We start from the raw sequence: 17,450 nt of genomic DNA, 5'->3' as shown, positions 1-17,450 counted from the left end.
AATTTTATTTATAGATGAGAGGGATTTATTTGAAAGATTTTGATAGTTTAATTCCTGGTTGGTTTAAAGATTTTGTACAAGTAGGTAACGACTTAATTTGGTCTCAGTATCTAATTGGATTGTTACTTACAGCAGGATTCTTTTTCACTATCAGTTCTAAGTTTGTACAACTACGAATGTTACCAGAAATGTTTAGAGCGTTGGTCGAGAAACCAGAAACATTAGAAAGTGGTAAAAAAGGTATTTCACCGTTCCAAGCATTTGCGATTAGTGCAGGTTCAAGAGTAGGTACTGGAAATATTGCCGGTGTTGCTACAGCAATTGTACTTGGTGGTCCTGGTGCGGTATTTTGGATGTGGATTATTGCATTTATAGGTGCGGCAAGTGCTTTTATGGAAGCTACTTTAGCTCAGGTTTATAAAGTTCATGATAAAGATGGTGGTTTCCGTGGTGGACCAGCTTATTACATAACTAAAGGTTTAAACCAAAAATGGCTTGGTATTGTGTTTGCGATATTAATTACAGTTACCTTCGCATTTGTATTTAATACAGTGCAATCTAATACGATTGCGGAATCATTAAATACTCAATATCATATTAGTCCAGTGATTACAGGAATAGTATTAGCAGTTGTAACAGCCATTATTATTTTTGGTGGGGTTAGAAGTATTGCTACTTTATCATCATTAATTGTTCCAATTATGGCTATCATATATATTGGTATGGTTTTAGTTATCTTGTTATTAAACTTAGACCAAATTGTTCCAATGATTGGTACAATTATTAAAAGTGCTTTTGGTTTTGAACAAGTAACTGGTGGTGCAGTTGGTGCTGCTATTTTACAAGGGATTAAACGTGGTTTATTCTCAAACGAAGCAGGTATGGGTTCAGCACCTAACGCAGCTGCAACAGCAGCAGTCCCTCATCCAGTAAAACAAGGTTTAATTCAATCATTAGGTGTTTTCTTTGATACAATGCTAGTATGTACAGCTACAGCAATAATGATTTTATTATATTCAGGTTTAAAATTTGGAGAAAACGCTCCTCAAGGTGTTGCAGTTACTCAATCAGCTTTAAATGAACATTTAGGTTCAGCTGGTGGTATTTTCTTAACAGTGGCAATAACATTATTCGCATTTTCTTCAGTTGTAGGTAACTACTATTATGGACAATCTAACATTGAGTATTTATCTAATAACAAAACAATTATTTTCATCTTTAGATGTTTAGTAGTTGTGCTTGTATTTATTGGTGCGGTTGCTAAAACTGAAACAGTTTGGAGTACAGCCGATTTATTCATGGGCTTAATGGCCATAGTGAATATTGTCTCCATTATTGGACTTTCCAATATTGCATTTGCAGTAATGAAAGATTACCAAGTACAACGTAAAGCAGGTAAAAAGCCTGTATTCAAACCAGAGAATCTTGAAATTAATTTATTTGGTATTGAATCTTGGGGAATTAATGCAAACAAATCAAATAAAGATTTAAAATAAATGATTAGCTTGAGTGTCGTAAGGATACTCAAGCTTTTTAATTTGAAATTTATAATTATATCTATTATTTATTATAAAGAGGTAGAAAATTGTTTAATATACTAAAAATTAATTTTACTCATGAAAGTATTTAATAAGTTATTTTCTTTTCATTTATATCATTAAGCCTTATAATTTTAATAATGGAGTAAGAAAGGTGATAATGATGGGGAAGTATAAAATTAGTAAAATTCTCAATAATAACGTTATCATATGCACGAATAAAAACCAGGAAGTTGTTTTAATTGGAAAAGGTATAGGTTTTAATAAAAAGCAAGGCTATACGTTAGATGAATCAGCTTCCATTGAAAAAGTTTATAAACTTGATCTAGATAAGCATAAAGAACACTATAAGACATTAGTTGAGATGGCTGATGACCATGTTCTACAAGCAGTGATTGAAGCTGTTAATTTAATTACAAATACGACTCTAGATGTTAATGATGAAAATCTAGTTGTTGCGCTAACAGATCATATTATTTTTGCGTATAAACGTTTAAAACAAAATCAAATAATTAGCAACCCTTTTGCCATGGAAACAAAATACTTATATCGAGATGCTTATCAAATAGCTGAAAAAGTAATTGATAGACTAAATGAACAGTTAGATGTTGATTTTCCAGAAGATGAAATTGGTTTTATCGCATTACATATTGCTTCGAACTCTGAAGAATTATCTATGAGAGAAATGGCGTTAATTAATCAATTAATCAATAAAAGTATCACTATTATTGAAACGGATTTACAACATCAAGTTGATCAATCCTCAATACAATATCAACGTTTTATTAGACATGTACAATTTCTCATTCGTCGTTTAAGAAATAATGAAACATTACATGCTCAAAATGATTTTGTTGATATGGTTAAAAATCAATATCCTAGTTGCTATTCTACAGCTTTTAAAATATTAAAAATGATTCAGATGGAATTTGATATTACTGTTAATGATGTTGAAATCATTTATTTAACATTACATATCCATCATTTTGAAGCCCAAATGAAGTTGGATTAAAAGTACTTATGCGCTCTCATAAGTACTTTTAATTTTTATATAGACTAGTTTTTAATATTCCTTAGTTTTGTAAAATTATGTTATGATTAGTGTTAGAAATTTTTAGTAACTCATTTTTATGATTTTTATAAAGCGAGGTAACATGAAAGTATGGTGATGTCGAATGTCGAATGAAATGAAATCTTCCGAAAAGAAGACATCTAGAAAGTTTAAAACGATTTTCAGTATGTCTGAAACAAGATTCATGAAATTTTTAGGCGGCAATGATTTAATTTATGCTTTGTTAGCACTTGTGCTTTTAGGGATAGTTATATTTATCTTTGATAAAGTATCATACGTGTTTCAACCATTTATTATAGTATTCAATACTATTGCTGCACCAATTATAGTTTCATTGATTATATTTTATTTATTTAACCCTCTTGTTAATTTGATGGAACGTTATCGAATTCCAAGATTAGTAGGGGTTTTGATTATTTATGTTGCGATTGTAGGCATAATCGTGTTGATTGTTAATTTATTAATTCCTCTAATTAGTTCACAATTAGGAAGTTTCATTAATAACTCTCCTCAATATTTTAAAAAGTTAACTAATACAATTAATAAAGTAACAAGTAATTCAATTTTTGCTGGTTATTATGATCAAATTAATGATCAATTGAACTCATTAACTAAAAAGATACCATCTATGCTTTCAGATTATTTTGATGGCTTTGGTTCAAAATTAGCATCATTCGTTGAAGCAGTAGCTAATGTTGGAGTAGTTATTGTGACTACACCATTTGTTTTATTCTTTATGTTAAAAGATGGTCATAAGTTCAAAGATTTCACTACTAATATTATGCCACCTAAATTTAGAAAAGATTTTCATGATTTACTTGAAAAAATGAGTGTTCAAGTAGGTTCTTACATACAAGGACAAATCATTGTGTCATTCTGTATAGGTGTTTTACTATTTATTGGTTATTCTATTATTGGATTGAAATATAGTTTAATATTAGCTTGTATAGCTGCTGTAACAAGTGTGGTACCTTATTTAGGACCTACAATAGCGATTTCACCAGCTATCATTATTGCTTTAATTACGTCTCCAATAATGTTACTCAAATTAGCGATTGTATGGACTTTAGTTCAATTCTTTGAAGGACACTTCATTTCTCCAAATATCATGGGTAAAACATTACAAATTCACCCGCTAACAATTATCTTTATCTTACTAAGTGCAGGTAATTTGTTAGGTATAGTCGGGGTTATATTAGGTATTCCTGGTTATGCAGTGTTGAAAGTTTTAGTTTCTCATATGTTCTTATTATTCAAGCGTAGATATAATAGATATTATGGAGAAGATGCAGGAAATTATAAGTTAAATAAAGAACAAGAATAATCTATCTTTGTACAAGGATATCTTTAGAAATTATTTCAAGTAGCTTTTATGCCATCAATTTGTGGCATATGGATACTTAATTTCTAAGATATCCTTTTTTGTTTTTAAAGAAGTACAATCCTTTTATCTACAAAAGATTTGCACCTTACATTGAGTATGACAATAATGTTATGCATAATTGACTTTATTTATATTCTATTTATCTTATTCTTATGATATATTTTTCTAGATAGAAGAATTAAATAGAATTGAAGTGAAAAAATGACCCAGGAAAAGAAAAGTAAATTATTATCTATATTAAAATTTGTGTTTGCTGCTGCACTATTTACGTTTGTAGTTTTCACGTTATATCGAGAATTATCTTCCATTAATTTCAAAAATACTTTAATGCAATTTGGTAAAATCAATCGTTTATGGATTGTATTATTGTTTATTAGCGGGGGAGCGTCTTTATTAATTTTATCTTTATATGATGTCATTCTTGTTAAATCACTTAAGTTAAAAATTCCTTTAATAAAAGTATTAAGAGTGAGTTATATTATTAATGCTTTAAATGCCATTGTAGGCTTTGGTGGGTTTATCGGAGCAGGTTTAAGAGCATTTATTTATAAAAATTATACCCAAAATAATAAGAAACTCGTTCACTATATATCTATCATACTCATTTCGATGTTAACAGGTTTGAGCTTGTTATCGATTTTAGTTGTTCTTCATGTGTTTAACGCATCTGATATGTTAGATAAAATATCATGGGTACGTTGGGTTTTATATATTGTTGCTTTATTTTTACCAGTATTTATTATTTATACGATTGTGAAACCTGCGGATACAAATAACCGATATATGGGCGTATATTGTACGTTAGTTTCTTGTGTTGAATGGTTAGCTGCTGCAGTTGTTTTATATTTTTCTGCATTAATTGTAGGTATTGATATTTCCTTTATGAATTTTATTGGTATTTTCATTATTGCAGCATTGTCTGGATTAGTTAGTTTTATTCCAGGAGGCTTTGGTGCATTTGATTTAGTAGTACTACTCGGTCTTAAATCACTTGGTATAAATGAGGAAAACATTTTATTAGCTTTATTACTATATCGTTTTGCTTATTATTTCGTACCTGTAGCCATTGCATTAGTATTATCTACATTTGAATTTGGTAATACAGCTAGAAAATATATCGAAGAATCTAAATATTTTGTTCCTGCAAAAGATGTTACGTCATTTTTAATGTCATATCAAAAGGATATTTTATCTAAAATTCCATCTTTTTCATTAGCGATTTTAGTATTTTTAGCAAGTGTTATTTTCTTTATTAATAATTTAACAATCATATATGACGGATTATATGACGATAATCATTTGGCTTACTATTTAACATTATCTATTCATACAAGTGCTTGTTTATTATTAATGTTAAATGTAAAAGGAATATTTAAGCAAAGTCGACGTGCAATTATTTTTGCGATTATTTCGATTTTATTAATTTTTGCAGCAACAGTTTATACGTATGCGTCATTCATACTTTTAACATGGCTTTTGGTTATGTTAGTACTCTTGTTTATTGCTTATCGTCAATCAAAAGTGCTTAAGAGACCATTAAGATTAAAAAATGCCTTCTTATTTATATTAATAAGTATCATCGTACTTTATATTAATCATGTTATTATCTCTAGCACGTTATATGCACTCGATGTTTATAATATTGAAGTAGATACGACAGTGCTTAGATATTATTTCTGGATAACGATAGCTCTAATTACTATTATTGTTGCACTTATTGCATGGCTATTTGATTATCGATTTATTAAATCAAGTCAAAATAAAAATTTAGCTGTTTGTGAACAAATTATTCAACAATATGGTGGTAATTATTTAACGCATCTTATTTATAGTGGAGATAAAAATTATTTTATTCATGAAAACGAATCAGCCTTTTTGATGTATCGATATAAATCTAATGCTTTAGTAGTATTAGGTGATCCAATTGGGGATACTGCATCGTTCGAATCTTTATTAGAAGCATTTTATGAATACGCTGAATATTATGGCTATGATATTATTTTTTATCAAGTAAGTGATAGATTCATGCCACTTTATCATAATTTTGGTAATCAATTCTTTAAACTTGGGGAAGAAGCAATTATTGATTTAACTACATTTACTACTTCTGGTAAAAAGCGTCGTGGTTTTAGAGCAACTTTAAATAAATTTGAAGATTTAAATATCAAATTTGAAATAATTGAGCCGCCATTTTCACAAGATATGTTCGAAACATTAAAAAATGTGAGTGATCAATGGTTAGAAGGTAGAAGTGAAATGCATTTTTCAGTAGGTCAATTTAGTGAAGATTATTTATCTAAAGCGCCGATTGGTATTATGCGAAATGAAGAAGGAAAAATTATAGCGTTCTGTACTCTAATGCCAACATATTTTAATGATGCTATTTCGGTTGATTTAATTCGTTGGTTGCCGGAATTAGATTTACCATTAATGGATGGATTGTATTTACACATGCTATCGTGGAGTAAAGAAAAAGGATATCAATCATTTAACTTAGGTATGGCGACGCTATCTAATGTAGGACAACTACATTATTCATATCTTAGAGAACGATTAGCTGGAAGAGTATTTGAACATTTTAATGGATTATATCGTTTCCAAGGTTTAAGACGTTATAAAGAAAAGTATGGTCCACAATGGGAGCCAAGATTTTTAGTTTATAGAAAAGATGCCTCGTTATGGCAATCTATGATTAAAGTAATGAGAGTTATACGTCACAAATAATATAATAAAAGCGATTGATGAAAATAAATGATTTCATCAATCGCTATTTTTGTATGTTTATACAACTTTCTCTGAATTAACAGTTAGTCTTTTTTATAATTTTTACGATCTTGTTCTTCTTTAGCATATCTTTCAGGTTGTTTCTTATAAAAATCTTGATGATATGCTTCTGCTTCATAAAACGTCGTTGCAGGTAAAATTTTAGTAGCAATCGCTTTATCAGCGTTGATTGTATTTTGCATTGCCTTGATATAGTCTTCGGCTAGTTTCTTTTGATGTTCATTGGAATAGAAAATCGCCGTTTGATATTGAGAACCTCTATCTTGAAATTGTCCTTCATCATCTAAAGGATCAATTACAGAAAAAAAGATTTCTAATAATTTATTGTATGAGAATAATGCGACATCATATTCTACTTTTACAGTTTCATAGTGTCCAGTAGTGCCACTTTTAACCTGCTCGTATGTAGGATTAGCAATGTCTCCACCCATATATCCTGATGTAACTTTTTCTATTCCATCAAATGTATCAAAAGGTTTCGTCATACACCAAAAGCACCCACCCGCAAAATATGCAGTATTTATATTCATTTATGACACCCTTTCATTGGACCTTAGTACCATTTATTAAAAAAAACCTTGCTTTTTGAATACTTTTTCTATAACGTTAATACATATTAATTATAGATGATAGTATTATAATTTTAAAGGTATAAGGTAGGTAAATATGAGAGACGAGAAGGATAACAGAGAAGAAACTGAGTATAAACGACAAGCAGGTACATCAACTACACCTTCTAGGCGACGAAAGAAAAAAAGAGTGCGCAAATTACCTTTTATTATTTTATTAATTTTAATTATCTTCATCATTATTATTGCTTATATTGTTCATGGATATAATAGTGGTGTGAAGTATGCTGAAAAGCATGCTAAAGACATTAAAGTACATCAATTTAACGGTCCAGTGAAAAACGACGGTAAAATTTCTGTATTGGTTTTAGGCGCAGATAAAGCTCAGGGTGGTAAATCACGTACAGACTCCATTATGGTTGTACAATATGATTACATTCATAAAAAAATGAAAATGATGTCAGTCATGCGTGATATATATGCAGACATACCTGGATATGATAAATATAAAATTAATGCTGCTTATTCTCTTGGTGGTCCAGAATTACTAAGAAAAACATTAAATAAAAATTTAGGAATTAATCCTGAATATTACGCAGTGGTTGATTTTACTGGTTTTGAAAAAATGATAGATGAATTAGAACCTAATGGTGTTCCTATAGATGTAGAAAAAGATATGTCTGAAAATATTGGAGTATCATTGAAAAAAGGTCATCATCGTTTAAATGGTAAAGAGTTACTTGGTTACGCAAGATTTCGTCATGATGCAGAAGGCGATTTCGGACGTGTACGTCGTCAGCAACAGGTGATGCAAACACTTAAATCTGAATTAGTGAATTTTGGTACAGTTGCTAAGCTACCTAAAGTAGCTGGTATTCTTCGAGGATATGTGAATACAGATATGCCTGATTCAGCTATGTTCCAAACTGGAATAAGCTTTGGTATTCGAGGAGACAAAAATGTTGATTCATTAACTGTTCCTATTAAAAATTCTTATCAAGATATTACTACTAATAACGATGGTAGTGCATTGCAAATTGATAAAGCAAAAAACAAAAAAGCAATTCAAGACTTTTTTGATGACAAAAATGATAAAAAATAATACGAATAAAGCCACGCACAAGTTGTTAAGTGCGTGGCTTTATTTTATTTATCAACTTATTGATCTGATTTTCTAACTCCTGCAACACCATAATGATTTTTCTTCATTTCTTCAATGACTACATGGATAGCCTCTCTATTAGCACCTGTTGTTCTTTCTACCGCTGATGTTACTTCTGTAACTAAGTCTTTAAGTTGTTCATCTGAACGACCTTCTAATAATTTAACGTTTACGATTGGCATATGTCATTCCTCCAATGATATTTATTACACTCTTAGTATAGCATGAATAGTTAATAAAAAAACATTTTCCTTTTAGAACATTTGTTCGTTATATACTTGAATAAGAACATTTGTTCGTATATAATGAAAATGTATTAGGGAGGGGTAATGATGTATGACTATCATTTATTAGAAGATAGAGATGTACTATGTATTGATCAAAAGAGCTTTTTCGCAAGTGTGTCATGTATAGAAAAGGGATTGGATCCCTTAACAACAAAATTAGCAGTAGTTGCTGATACTAAAAGACAAGGCTCAGTCGTATTAGCTGCGACACCTAAACTTAAAGAATTAGGTGTTAAAACGGGATCAAGGTTATTTGAAATACCACATCGCAACGATATATATATTATTAATCCAAGTATGCGAAAGTACCTTAATGTTTCAGTAACTATATCTAAGATTGCTTTACGTTATGTGCCACCAGAAGATTTACATCAGTATAGTATTGACGAATTTTTTATGGATGTGACTGATAGTTATCATAGATTTAATTCAACTGTTGAAGCATTTTGCGAAAGGTTACAGAAAGAAATTCATGAAGAAACAGGTATTAGATGTACTATTGGTATAGGTTCCAATATGTTACTAAGTAAGGTAGCAATGGATATTGAAGCCAAGCATACAAAAAACGGTATTGCTGAATGGCGTTATCAGCATGTACCTGAAAAGTTATGGCCAATTCAACCATTAAGAGAATTTTGGGGAATAAATAGAAAGACAGAAGCTAAATTAAATAAAAGAGGAATTTTTACTATAGGTGATTTAGCTCAATATCCGTATCAATATTTAAAAAGGGATTTTGGGATATTAGGTGTGGATATGCATCTTCATGCTAATGGTATTGATCAAAGTAAAATGAGAGAAAAATATAAAGTCAATAATCCATCAATATGTAAAAGTCAGATATTGATGAGAGATTATGAATTTGAAGAAGCCAAAGTTGTTATGCAAGAGTTAATTGAGGATGTAGCAAGTAGGGTTCGAGCAAGAAAACAATTGGCACGTACCATACACTTCTCATTTGGTTATAGTGATGAAGGTGGCGTACATAAGCAATATACCTTGGAAGAAGGAACTAATTTAGAAAAAGATATTTTCAAAGTAGTTAACTATTTTGCGAACAAATTGTGTGATAAACAAGCATTATACCGGACATTAAGTGTGTCACTAACTCAATTTATAAATGAAAATGAAAGACAAATGAACTTGTTTATTGACGAATATGAACGGAAACGAGACGAAAAATTAGCAAAAACGATTGACCATTTACATTTGAAATATGGAAAAGGTATTGTTTCCAAGGCAACATCGTATACAGAAGCTGGTACGAAACATGGACGACTAGGACTTATGGCAGGTCATAAAATGTAATAAAACGCTAATAGAAATATTATTTTTAAAACGTAATAAGCATATTTTAACCTGAGACGTATTAATTAAAGTCTCAGGTTAAAATCATTGAATCATAAATATTATTCAATATAAGTATCAAATTGACTTAGTGCTTGAATAGCACTTTCCCGATCTTCAGGAGTTTTAAAACTAATTTGTAAGGCACCATAAATATCTTCACGGACTTCTAAAATTTTAAGGTTGCTTATAGAAATATTATGTAAACTTAGAATGTGAGTAACTTTGCTAATCATACCCGGTTTATCCGGAATATCAACAAATAGATCATACGCCGTAGATAGCGCACCTCGTTGTTTAGCGGGTAGTTGATCTCTGTAGTCTTTAGCATTAGCAAAAAATTGATAAATATCTTCAGATTTTGAAGATGAAATCATTGTCATAACAGAACTAATTTGATTTTGTAAATCTTCTAAAATATCTAGAATGAAAGTTTTATTATTTAATGTGATATCTTTCCACATCTCTGCATTACTACTAGCAATTCGAGTTATGTCACGGAATCCTCCTGCAGCTAATTGTTGTACTAAATGATGTTTTTCTACGTGGTCGGCACTTAAGTGAACTAGACTGGACGCAACTATATGTGGTACGTGACTAACAATACCAGTAACAAAATCATGCTCATTAGCGTCAGTGAATATAAATTTAGCTAACGTTGATTTTAATAGTTCTTGGATTTTCTCAGCAGCTTTCTTATTTGCCTTTTGATTAAAGACAAGTAAATAATAGGCATTTTCGAAAAGATGTTTTTTTGCATTTAATACGCCAGATTTATGACTACCAGCCATTGGATGACCACCAACTAGATGGATATCATGTTCTAACAACTCATTTTCAAAAGATTGAATTGTTGATTTAGTACTACCAGTATCTGTAACAATTAAATGGGGTTTAGTATTTAATTTGGTTAAATGTTTAAGATAGTAGACGGTTTGTTCAACAGGCGTAGCATAGATAATCATATCGGCATTTTCAACAGCTTGGGTATAATGAATAGCTTTTTTATCGATAATACCAATTGATAAGGCTTTATCTAACTGTGATTCGTCTGCATCGAAAGCTGTAATAGTAATGTCTGAATGATAATATTTTAAATTACTTGCTAAACTCCCACCAATCAAACCAAGTCCTACGAATAATATGTTTTTCATGAATGACCACCTATTTCGAAATTTTCAGAATACTAATATTGTAAAAGACGAGAGCAACGGAATCAATAGAAATATATATTAGAATATATTAGTTAAATAGTCTAAACTGAAACTAAACATATTATGCAGGAAAGGGTAAATAAGATGAGTAATATTTTACAAACTATAAAGACATTAACAGAAATTAATAGTCCATCAGGCAATGCTGAAAAAGCAATAAATTTTGTAAAGGATATAGCAGAAGATTTAGGTTATCAAACCGAACTCACTAACAAAGGTGCTTTGATTATAACAGTAGATGGAGACAATCAAAGTCAACAGCGATGTATTACAGCTCATGTTGATACATTAGGTGCAATGGTTAAAGAAATAAAAGAAAATGGAAGATTAGCTATAGATTTAATTGGAGGATTTCATTTTAATGCTATAGAAGGTGAGTATTGTGAAATCCAAACAGAATCTGGTGATGTCTATACAGGAACGATATGTTTACACGAAACGAGTGTACACGTATATAAAGATAATCATGAAATACCGAGAGATTTAGAACATATGGAAATAAGAATAGATGAAAAGACAAATTCAGTTCAAGAAACTAAAGATTTAGGTATTGAAGTAGGGGACTTTGTTAGCTTTGATCCTAGAACACAAATTACAACATCTGGTTTCATTAAGTCACGCCATCTTGATGATAAAGCAAGTGTAGCAATGATTATTGAGTTATTGAAAAAAATTAAGCAAGATAATATTAATTTACCTCATACTACACAGTTTTATATTTCTAATAATGAAGAAATTGGCTATGGTGCAAATGCGTCACTTTCAAATAACATTGTGGATTTTATTGCGTTAGATATGGGCGCTTTAGGTGATGGACAATCATCTGATGAATATACAGTTTCAATATGTGCAAAAGATAGCTCAGGCCCATACCATAAAGGATTGAGATCTCAATTAGTACAATTATGCAAATTAAATGCCATACCATATAAAGTAGATATTTATCCTTATTATACTTCTGATGCTACAACAGCACTGAAAGCAGGAGCTGATATTCGCCACGGGTTATTTGGAGCTGGAATAGAATCTTCACATGCATTAGAAAGAACACATATTGAATCTATTGAAGCAACACAGAATCTTTTGTATGCGTATTGTATGTCGCAAATTTCAAAATAAATTTTGATTTTACGTTGACAAATATTAGAGTGGAATGTATTATACTAAATAATTAGAATTGTTAAACAATTCGGAAGATAAAGTAGCGAATGTGATTTGTAGCAAATAGAAAGCTAATGGTTAATGTAAATTAGCACAACATATTCAGTGAATTGGGCTTTCGAATATAAAATTAAATAGTATAAAAGTGAGCAATAATAATTTGTTAACTAAGGTGGCACCACGGTAACGCGTCCTTATTGATTTTACGCGTTTCGTGGTGCTTTTTTCATTGGTGCAAAATGTAGTAGTTTGTAGCAAGGTAGTGACAGAAAGTTAGTGTGTGATGAGAACTAACACCTCTATAAATGAAATTGGGTTTTGCAAATAAAGACAAATAATTAAATAAAGAAAATGAGTGAACGTTTAATATTCTGAATGTTAAGAATATTGCGTTAATTAAGGTGGTACCACGCGTCAGCGTCCTTTTATAGGAGGCTGATTTTTATTTGCATAAAAATCATTCTTCAGAAATAAGCAATCTAATAAAACAAACTAAAAGATAAACATGAGTAAGAAAGCAATATTAATCATAAAGGAGTATTCAAAAGTGGAAATATATTATGAAAAGCTACAAGCCAATATAACACCAGAAACTTTAGCTCAACTCAAAAACCGAAAAATCATTTTAGAAAGTTCGAGTCAGAATAAACTTAAGGGAAGGTATTCCATTGTTGTATTTGATAGTTATGGACAAATCACGCTAGATAACAATCAAGTTCATATTAGTACTCAACACAAAAACGAATAAACCATATCAATATTTAAAACAATTTGTTAATCAGTACTATGAAGATATAGAAGATAAAAGTTTACAAGAATTACCTTTTATCTCAGGTTTTATTGGAACATGCAGTTTTGATTTAGTAAGACATGAATTTCCTATATTACAAAACATAAATTTAGATGATCATCCACAACATGATGTTAATTTTCACATGATAGAAGACGTTTATATATTTGATCATTACAAAGAAGAATTATATGTCATTAGTACAAATCTATTCTCTCAAGTAGCTCGAGAAAAATTAATTACACGTGTAAAGGAAAGAATCAATCAACTCAAAACGATTCAAGTATATCAACCAAGTATTCAATTTAAACCTAAGGACAAACAAATAGAAACCAACATAAGTGAACAACATTTCATGGAAATTGTCAGTGATTTTAAAAAGAAAATAACTGAAGGGGACATGTTTCAAGTGGTACCTTCAAGGATTTATCGCTATAAACATCATTTTGAAAATCAACGTCAATCATTATCATTTCAGTTATATCAAAATTTAAAAAGACAAAATCCAAGTCCATACATGTATTACATCAATATGAGTGAACCAATTATTGTAGGTAGTTCGCCTGAAAGTTTTGTAAAAGTGCATGATGGTTTAGTTGAAACCAACCCAATTGCTGGAACTATCAAAAGAGGACGGACACTAGAAGAAGATGAAGCTAATGCACATCAGCTCATTAATGACGAAAAAGAACGCAGCGAACATAGTATGTTAGTAGACTTAGGTAGAAATGATATTCACAGGATATGCCGAAATGGAACGTCTCATATTAAGAAATTGATGGAAATAGAGAAATATGAACACGTAATGCATATAGTAAACGAAGTCACAGGGCAAATTAAAAAAGATATTTCACCAATGTCTGTGATAGCAAGTTTATTACCAACCGGAACAGTTTCTGGTGCACCAAAACTAAGAGCAATACAAAGAATTTATGAAGTTATGCCCAACAAACGTGGTGTATACAGTGGTGGCATTGGTTATATCAATTGTAATCACAACTTAGACTTTGCACTTGCAATACGAACAATGATGATTGATGACACATATATCAATGTAGAAGCAGGTTGTGGCGTTGTTTATGATTCTGAACCACAGAAGGAATTAGAAGAAACTAAATTAAAAGCTAAAAGTTTATTGGAGGTGTCACCATGATATTAATTGTCGATAATTATGACTCATTTACTTATAACTTAGTTGATATCGTCACGCAGTATATGCCAAACGAAGATGATGTCACTGTATTATATCCAGATGATGAAAAGGTAATGAAACAAGATGTAGATGGTGTCATTATTTCACCTGGACCAGGCCATCCATTGGATAATAAATGGTTAGTTAATATTATTGAACGTTATAAAGATAAACCCATACTTGGCGTTTGTTTAGGAGCACAAGCACTCACGTGTTATTACGACGGAAAAGTAATAAAAGGTGAAACTGTAATGCATGGAAAAGTAGATGAAATAAAGCAAAATGGTACCTCCATACTATATAGAGACTTACCTCTAAACTTTAATGTCATGCGATACCACTCATTAGTTAGTGACGCAAAACATTTTCCTAAGTCACTAATTATAACTGGAACAACAAATGATTGTATCCAGTCATTTGAACACGAAAATCAATTGCATTTTGGAATTCAATATCATCCAGAATCTTTTGCAACAGAACACGGAGAAGATATTATTAAAAACTTTATTAATTTAGCAGTAAAGGGTGATTAGATGGAAATTTTACAACAACTAGAAAAGCAACAACACTTAAATGAAGAAGATATGAAATCATTTATAAATTTAATGATTAATCCAGAAGTTGAAAATCAAGTTAAATATAAGGCATTAAAAACATATACTGATAAAGAAATGCAGCAAACGGAGTTAACATTTTTAGCTAAAAGTTTAATTAAAACAATGTATAAAGAACAACCTTATTATGAAGGCGCAATGTGTGTATGTGGTACGGGAGGGGACAAGTCAGGAAGTTTTAATATTTCGACGACCGCTTCATTTATAGTTGCTAGTGCAGGAGCTTTAATTGTGAAGCACGGAAACAAGAGTATCACTTCTAATTCTGGAAGCACAGATTTACTCAATCAATTAAATATAAATACTACAAAAGTTAACGATGTGATTAACACATTACAACAATATAACTTAGCATTTGTCAGCGCTACAGAATCCTATCCAATTATGAAATATATTCAACCTATTAGAAAAATGATGTCAAAGCCAACTATTTTCAATCTAGTGGGACCGTTAATTAATCCATTTAAATTAACATACCAAGTAATGGGTATTTATGATCCCAATCAATTAGGTAATGTTGCACAAACAGTAAAAGACTTGGGTCGTAAGAAAGCAATTGTACTTCACGGGGCAGGAGGTATGGATGAAGCAAGTTTATCAGGAGAAAACTTAATTTATGAAGTAACCACAGGTAAAGATATAGAAACATATACTATTAATGCAAAAGACTTCGGATTACGCAATGCTTCTAACAATACTTTAAAAGGCGGCACACCTGAGGAAAATAAAGCAATTACAGTAAATATATTGAATGGACAAGATCATACAAGTAAACGAGATGTTGTTGTGTTGAATGCAGGTATAGCTTTATATGTTGCAGAAAAAGTTAATGATATCCAGACAGGTATCAATCTTGCTCAATACTTAATAGATAGTGGCTTAGCAATGAAACAATATTTAAGAATGGTGGGAAATTAAATGACAATTTTAGATGAAATTGTAAGTTATAAAAAGAAATTATTATCGTCTCATTATTATCAAGAAAAATTAATATCACTCAAATCATACAACAATGATCACACGCCACACCTAAAGAAAAAAACATTAAAAGAAAGTTTAGCTAATGATAACCAACTTTCTATCATTGCAGAAATAAAATCTAAAAGTCCTTCTGTAAATCAATTACCAGAACGAGATTTATCACAGCAAATTAAAGACTATGAAAAGTATGGGGCAAATGCAATATCAATTCTAACTGATGAACAATATTTTGGTGGAAGCTTTGAAAGGTTACAAAAGTTAGCACCACAAACAACATTACCCATTTTATGTAAGGATTTTATCATTGATGAAATTCAAATAGATGTAGCAAAAACTGCAGGGGCGTCGATTATTTTGCTTATTGTTAATATATTGTCTGACGAACAACTTCAACGATTATACCAATATGCGACACAACTCAATTTAGAAGTGTTAGTAGAAGTTCATGACAAAGATGAACTTAATAGAGCGTATCAAATACAGCCAGAAATAATAGGAATTAATAATAGAGACTTAAAGCAATTTGTAACTGATGTTAATCATACAAATGACATTTTAGCAGAAAGGAAAGATGGATTTTATTATATTTCTGAGAGTGGCATTCATAATAAGTCTGATATAGAACAAATTATTAACTCAGGTATCGATGGATTACTTATTGGAGAAGCTTTAATGAAATGTGATGATTTAAGTCAATTTCTACCAACACTTAAGTTAAACAAGGTGAAATCATGTATTTAAAATTTTGTGGATTCAGATATGAAGACGATGTGAAAAAGGCAATTGAATGTAATATCGATGCGATAGGATTTATTCATTTTTCCAAAAGTCGACGTCATCTAGAAATTAATGAAATCAAGCATTTGTCAGCGCTTGTTCCTGAGAAAATACAACGTGTAGTTGTTGTAGTGAATCCAGATAAGCAGCAAATCCAACAAATAGTTACGCTTACTAATATTGATACAATCCAATTTCATGGTAATGAAAACATTGAACTTATCAAATGGGTTAAACACCAATATCCAAATATTAAAATTTTTAAAGCGTTACCCGCTACTCAAGACCTCAATAGTCAACTTGATTTATATAAACCGTATGTTGATTTATTTATTATAGATACACCATCTATTGAATATGGTGGTACAGGTCAAACTTTTGATTGGAATTTAATAAAACATATTGAAGATACACCATTTTTAATAGCAGGTGGTCTCAATGATGAACATATTAAGACGATTCAACATATGCCTTTAAAACATTTAGGTTATGATATCGCCTCTGGTATTGAAACAAATGAACGAAAAGATAAACGCAAAATGAAAACAATCTTTAATATAGTGAAAGGGGAATGAGTT

Annotated in this window: 14 protein-coding genes and 1 pseudogene; 12 read left to right on the top strand and 3 right to left on the bottom strand. The window is 30.5% G+C overall.

Going from position 1 to position 17,450, the window contains the following annotated elements; genetic code table 11:
* Window positions 1-29: 29 nt before the first annotated feature.
* The 4 genes from N524_RS0100850 (at window position 30) to mprF (ending at window position 6,718) form a co-directional block, all read left to right on the top strand.
* Entirely contained in the window at window positions 30-1,496 is a 1,467-nt protein-coding gene (locus N524_RS0100850; protein WP_017638430.1) for an alanine/glycine:cation symporter family protein, read from the top strand.
* A gap of 205 nt (window positions 1,497-1,701) precedes the next feature.
* Entirely contained in the window at window positions 1,702-2,550 is an 849-nt protein-coding gene (gene glcT / locus N524_RS0100845; RefSeq protein WP_017638431.1) for a glucose PTS transporter transcription antiterminator GlcT, read from the top strand.
* Window positions 2,551-2,725: 175 nt separating this feature from the next.
* On the top strand, window positions 2,726-3,934 hold the full coding sequence (locus tag N524_RS0100840; protein ID WP_176745265.1) for an AI-2E family transporter: 1,209 nt from the start codon (window positions 2,726-2,728) through the stop codon (window positions 3,932-3,934).
* Window positions 3,935-4,195: 261 nt separating this feature from the next.
* Window positions 4,196-6,718 carry a bifunctional lysylphosphatidylglycerol flippase/synthetase MprF gene (gene mprF / locus N524_RS0100835; protein WP_029055390.1) on the top strand — a complete coding sequence of 841 codons (2,523 nt, stop codon included), beginning with the start codon at window positions 4,196-4,198 and terminating at the stop codon, window positions 6,716-6,718.
* 83 nt (window positions 6,719-6,801) lie between these two features.
* Here the strand turns inward: mprF and msrA are convergent, their stop codons facing one another.
* The gene (gene msrA, locus N524_RS0100830; protein ID WP_029055389.1) at window positions 6,802-7,308 is read right to left on the bottom strand and encodes a peptide-methionine (S)-S-oxide reductase MsrA; all 507 of its coding nucleotides are present in this window, start codon (window positions 7,306-7,308) and stop codon (window positions 6,802-6,804) included.
* Window positions 7,309-7,444: 136 nt separating this feature from the next.
* Here msrA and N524_RS0100825 point away from each other — a divergent pair, with 136 nt between their 5' ends.
* Window positions 7,445-8,449: an LCP family protein gene (locus N524_RS0100825; protein WP_017636419.1), complete on the top strand. Its 1,005-nt coding sequence runs from the start codon at window positions 7,445-7,447 to the stop codon at window positions 8,447-8,449.
* Window positions 8,450-8,505: 56 nt separating this feature from the next.
* On the opposite strand, the gene N524_RS0100820 is transcribed toward N524_RS0100825, so the two are convergent.
* Entirely contained in the window at window positions 8,506-8,691 is a 186-nt protein-coding gene (locus N524_RS0100820; RefSeq protein WP_017636418.1) for a 2-hydroxymuconate tautomerase, read from the bottom strand.
* 150 nt (window positions 8,692-8,841) lie between these two features.
* Here N524_RS0100820 and N524_RS0100815 point away from each other — a divergent pair, with 150 nt between their 5' ends.
* The gene (locus tag N524_RS0100815) at window positions 8,842-10,104 is read left to right on the top strand and encodes a Y-family DNA polymerase (RefSeq protein ID WP_017636417.1); all 1,263 of its coding nucleotides are present in this window, start codon (window positions 8,842-8,844) and stop codon (window positions 10,102-10,104) included.
* 101 nt (window positions 10,105-10,205) lie between these two features.
* On the opposite strand, the gene N524_RS0100810 is transcribed toward N524_RS0100815, so the two are convergent.
* Window positions 10,206-11,297 (bottom strand): prephenate dehydrogenase, encoded by a 1,092-nt coding sequence (locus N524_RS0100810; protein WP_029055388.1) that lies wholly within the window; start codon window positions 11,295-11,297, stop codon window positions 10,206-10,208.
* Window positions 11,298-11,441: 144 nt separating this feature from the next.
* Here N524_RS0100810 and N524_RS0100805 point away from each other — a divergent pair, with 144 nt between their 5' ends.
* From N524_RS0100805 to N524_RS0100780, 6 genes and pseudogenes are all read left to right on the top strand, one after another.
* Window positions 11,442-12,476, top strand: coding sequence for a M42 family metallopeptidase (locus tag N524_RS0100805; protein ID WP_017636415.1), 1,035 nt, complete (start codon window positions 11,442-11,444; stop codon window positions 12,474-12,476).
* A gap of 589 nt (window positions 12,477-13,065) precedes the next feature.
* Window positions 13,066-14,461, top strand: a pseudogene (locus N524_RS12675) (anthranilate synthase component I).
* On the top strand, window positions 14,458-15,033 hold the full coding sequence (locus N524_RS0100795) for an anthranilate synthase component II (RefSeq protein ID WP_029055387.1): 576 nt from the start codon (window positions 14,458-14,460) through the stop codon (window positions 15,031-15,033). Before N524_RS12675 ends, N524_RS0100795 begins: the two are co-directional and overlap by 4 nt.
* A complete protein-coding gene (gene trpD, locus N524_RS0100790; RefSeq protein ID WP_017636412.1) occupies window positions 15,034-16,032 on the top strand; it encodes an anthranilate phosphoribosyltransferase in 999 nt (332 codons plus the stop codon).
* Complete coding sequence (trpC, locus tag N524_RS0100785) at window positions 16,033-16,836, top strand: indole-3-glycerol phosphate synthase TrpC (RefSeq protein WP_029055386.1); 804 nt, start codon at window positions 16,033-16,035, stop codon at window positions 16,834-16,836.
* Window positions 16,827-17,447, top strand: a complete 621-nt coding sequence (locus tag N524_RS0100780) for a phosphoribosylanthranilate isomerase (protein WP_037555468.1) — start codon at window positions 16,827-16,829, stop codon at window positions 17,445-17,447. The genes trpC and N524_RS0100780 overlap by 10 nt, the downstream gene beginning before the upstream one ends.
* Window positions 17,448-17,450: the final 3 nt, after the last annotated feature.

The sequence above is a fragment of the Staphylococcus sp. URHA0057 genome (assembly GCF_000620265.1).
Taxonomy (GTDB): domain Bacteria; phylum Bacillota; class Bacilli; order Staphylococcales; family Staphylococcaceae; genus Staphylococcus; species Staphylococcus pasteuri.
This window is presented reverse-complemented; position numbering and strand designations above follow the sequence as displayed.